This is a genomic window from Okeania sp. (genome assembly GCF_983059655.1).
In genome coordinates this window covers 1-4,161 of record NZ_CEZPJD010000706.1, presented here as the reverse complement: position 1 = coordinate 4,161, position 4,161 = coordinate 1, and the positions used below count along the sequence as shown (strand labels likewise).

Sequence of the window (4,161 nt, the reverse complement as noted above, 5' to 3'; positions counted from 1 at the left end):
AACATAGAAACTTTTTGCCGATATTCCTGATATAAATCTCCATAAATAGAAATCATATCTACCTCTTCTAATTTAATTCCCACTAACATATAAATTGTTGTACCCAGGGCAAAAATAAAATGAGAAAATGTCATAGTTGGAGTTGCCCAAAAAGCAATAACAAAACCTAACATAATCGGATGACGAATATATTTGTAAAACCCTGGTGTTCTAAATCCTAAATATTCATATTCCTGACCGCGCAAATATAAATATACTTGTCGCAACCCAAATAAATCAAAATGATTAATCATAAAAGTGCTGATTACAACAATTAACCATCCCAAAGCAAAAATGCCATAAATAATATTATAAACTATCGGACTTTGTATATTCCAAATAATTCCACCGAGAGAATGCCATTGCCAAAATAATAATAATAATGTCAGACTTGCCATCAATACATAAGTGCTACGTTCAATCGGATGTGGAATAATTTTCGTCCACCATTTCTTGAAACTTTGACGTGCCATAAGACTATGTTGAATAGCAAACAAACCGAGTAATAAAATATCAATTAATATTCCGTTAATTAGAGTTCCATCTAAATTGGAATCTAGTGTTTTTGGCACTATTAAGTTGCCGACAAAACCAATGCTGTAGGTCAAAGTTATTAATGATATTAGATAACAAAATATTCCATAGATAAATGCAAGTATTCTCTTCATTTTTCTATTACAAAACCTCCAGAAAAAGTTTATTTCGATAATTCTATGATTATATGAAATACTAAAATCTTTGCAACAAAATCAGCTAGACAAGGATTTTGCCACGGATACAGGGATGATTTATCTGCATCTTGTGAAGCTCAAAAAAATGCCAAGGATTTTCCCCTTGCATCGCCCAAAAAATTATGATACTATTTTATCGTTGCGTATAACACGCCCCTACGCATGACTTTTTATTCAACCCCAAAACAGCATATCGCTACTGAATACATATAGAAGAGATACTCAGAAAACATCATCCTGTGAAGCACTTAAATCAAGAAGCAGCGATCACCAAATTTTTCACCCCATCAGCCAGACAAGGATTAGGTAACAGATATACAGATGATTCATCTGCATTTTATGAAGCTCAAAAAAATCGGCAAGGATTTTCCCCTTGCATCTCGAAAAAAATCATGATAACATTTTATTATTGGGCTTAAAACGCCCCTACGCATGACTTTTTATTCAACCCCAAAACAGCATATCACCACTGAATATATATAGAAGAGATACTCAGACAAGCAAAACACCAGAAAAATTTTGGCGTTGCTCAAAAGTCATAGTAAGTAGCTGAAATTCAAGAATTTATAATTTAGAATGCGCGAATTTAGAATTATCTCTCCTTGAAAACAAAAGGATTTACGAACAGGAAAATTTTTATTTATCATCGCCGATCAAGGGGAGGTTTTAAACCAGAATATTTCGGTAAAGTTGAAAAACTTATGTTTTGCGTTAATACTTAATCTAAAAATCATTACCACTCAGCAATCCTAAATATGTTTCATATACTTGAGTCTTGAAACAAACAAAAATCACCCTTTCAATAGACTTACTTTCCAATAAAAATTGCATAACTTCAGCTATCGCTATTCTTGCTGCTACTTCCAGCGGAAAAAACAAACCACCAGTAGCAATAGCAGGAAAAGCAATTGTTTGAACACCATATTTTTCTGCTAAAGCCAAACTATTTTCATAACATCTCATCAGTATATTCTTCTCTCCCAAATTTCCACCTTGCCATCTAGGAGCAACTGTATGAATAACCCACTTAGCAGATAAATTATAACCACTCGTAATTTTGGCTTCTCCATATTCACAAGTCATCAACTTTCGACAAGCTTTTTTAAGTTCTAGTCCAGCCATTGTATGAATAGAATAAGATACCGTTGAACCAGCAGAAAGAGCGCGGTCTGTAGCATTCACAATAGCATCAACCTCCTGTTGAGCAATATCACCTTGGATAATTTTAATTCTATTCTTTATTGAACTTTTCTTGCTCTGCTCAAGATGGAATTTTCCTGTATAAAGTAGACAATTATTCATACGATTAAAAAAGGTTTCTCGCCATACTCCCACCCCAAATTTTTCCACTTTAAATTTCACGCACCATGAAACAGGTAAATGACCGATAGGTGCATTTAAACTAAAATCCAAATCGTTATAATATTTTGCCTGACCTCCTACTTGCCATCCCACAGCATCGCTAAAATTTTGCCAAATCATTTTGTAATATTTACGATTTTTGCCAAACCTCTCCTCAATACTTTTTACCATACTAAAATAAATAGATTTTTGCACGCTGAAACCAAAACGCTCTTGAGAATAATCTACCCAGAGTTGATTAATTTTCTCTAGCTCCGAACAGGGAAAATTTTCTATATCTGAAACACTCAATTTTTCATCTTGATTTTTATCTGCTACCTTCAACATTAAAGCAACAGTTTCCCTATCTGCCTCTCTCCATTTTCCTTCAGCTAAAAAATCTCTTAGAGGAGAATAATCTATTTCTGTTTTGCCAGTAATATTAGGAGAAATATTTTTCGGTTCCTCAAGTCCGCAAATTTCTATCCGAGATAAAAAAGCAATAGCAAAATCTACCATTCCTCGCCCTACTCCACAAGGCAAATGTCCGACTGGTGCATGAATACTAAAATTCAAATCAAACCAAGATAACCAGTTTTCATTTATCCCCCATCCCACTTCTTCAACAAACCTCATATAAGTCCGAGCATCAGCATCAGGTTTACCGCCAACACTCTGCCAAATTTCTTTTTGAACGCTGAAACCAAACCGACCATTACTATATTTAATCCAAAGTTTATCGATAATACTTAATTCTGTACAAGGAAATTTTTCTATTTCTGCTTTTCCCTGCCATTCTTTAGTTTCTCGACCTAATATTTTCAGCATTATTTCCCTAGTTTCCGCATCTGCTTTCTGCCATTTTTCGGCTGCCAGAAAACTTTCTAGTTGCCTGTAGTCAATTTCTGTTTCCTTAAAAGAGCTAACCAAACTTTCAGGTGGAAAATAATCTTTGGAAATTATTGTATTTTCAACATTTTCAGTTGATAAATTCTTACTTTTTACTTTTGACTGTTGACTTTTGAATTCTGTACTTTCAGGTGAAAAATAATCTTTGGAAATTATTGTATTTTCAACATTTTCAGTTGATAAATTCTTACTTTTTACTTTTGACTGTTGACTTTTGAATTCTGTAATAACTTCTGTGAAATAAGATAACCATTCCGCCACTGACTGCGGACGCTCTTCGGGGTGAAATGCCATACCTTTGAGAATAGCTGCTTGAATATTACCACTAATTTTTGAGTTAAACTGTTGCGGTGGGTTAAGAGCTATTCTCGCCGCTCTTGCTGGTGCTGGAATGGGAACTTCAGCAGTTAGTAAATAATAGAGAGTTGCTGCCAAAGAATAAACATCAGTAAATTCTCCCCGTTTTGCCTTCTCTGCATATTGCTCTATCGGAGAAAAACCATTGGAACCCGCAACAGTTTGAGTCAAAATTGAATCTGGAATAAATTCACGGGCAATGCCAAAATCAATTAAAATTGCTTCTCGATTATTATTACTATTACGAACAATAATATTATCTGGTTTGACATCCCGATGTAGTAAACCTTTTGCGTGAATTACTGTTAAAGCTTCTCCTATTTGCCTAATGTAAATTAATGCCTCACTTTCTGACAATATTCCCTTTCGCTTTACCAATTTTCCTAAATCTTCTCCCGCCACATATTCCATCACAATGCAGGGATGTTTTCCCTCAGTAAAAACATTTTTTATCTGCACAATATTTTGATGTTGGCAAAGGGCAAGATGTAGAGCTTCTTCTCGGAAGTCACGCTGATATTTTTCAACAAAATTTGTGAAATTATGGTCTTTAAATATCTCATCTTTAAGAGTTTTAATAACTACTAGCTCACCTTTATTTGTTTTAGCAATATAAATGATACTATAGCCACCCTTGCCCAATTCTTTTTGAATAATGTAGCGATCGCCGTAAAGTTTTTTTCCTGGTAGCCATGCCATAGTTTTTAATTAGAGTAGGGGAGTGGGGGAGTAGGGAGTAGGGGAGTGGGGGAGTGGGGGAGTAGGGGAGTGGGGGAGTAGGGGA

At 34.8% G+C, this 4,161-nt stretch carries 3 protein-coding genes; 1 reads left to right on the top strand and 2 read right to left on the bottom strand.

The features are described from left to right. A partial coding sequence (gene mddA, locus AC3DU7_RS27020; protein ID WP_488042357.1) for a methanethiol S-methyltransferase occupies positions 1-707 on the bottom strand: 707 nt, incomplete at its 3' end. A 302-nt stretch (positions 708-1,009) separates the two neighbouring features. Here mddA and AC3DU7_RS27015 point away from each other — a divergent pair. Then, a complete protein-coding gene (locus tag AC3DU7_RS27015) occupies positions 1,010-1,189 on the top strand; it encodes a hypothetical protein (protein WP_488042356.1) in 180 nt (59 codons plus the stop codon). Between the two features lie 304 nt (positions 1,190-1,493). On the opposite strand, the gene AC3DU7_RS27010 is transcribed toward AC3DU7_RS27015, so the two are convergent. After that, complete coding sequence (locus AC3DU7_RS27010) at positions 1,494-4,076, bottom strand: GUN4 domain-containing protein (RefSeq protein ID WP_488042355.1); 2,583 nt, start codon at positions 4,074-4,076, stop codon at positions 1,494-1,496. Positions 4,077-4,161 lie beyond the last annotated feature (85 nt).

Bases quoted from the DNA above. Each gene is read 5' to 3' on its own strand.
- AC3DU7_RS27010 (WP_488042355.1), bottom strand. From the start codon at position 4,076: ATGGCATGGCTACCAGGAAAAAAACTTTACGGCGATCGCTACATTATT.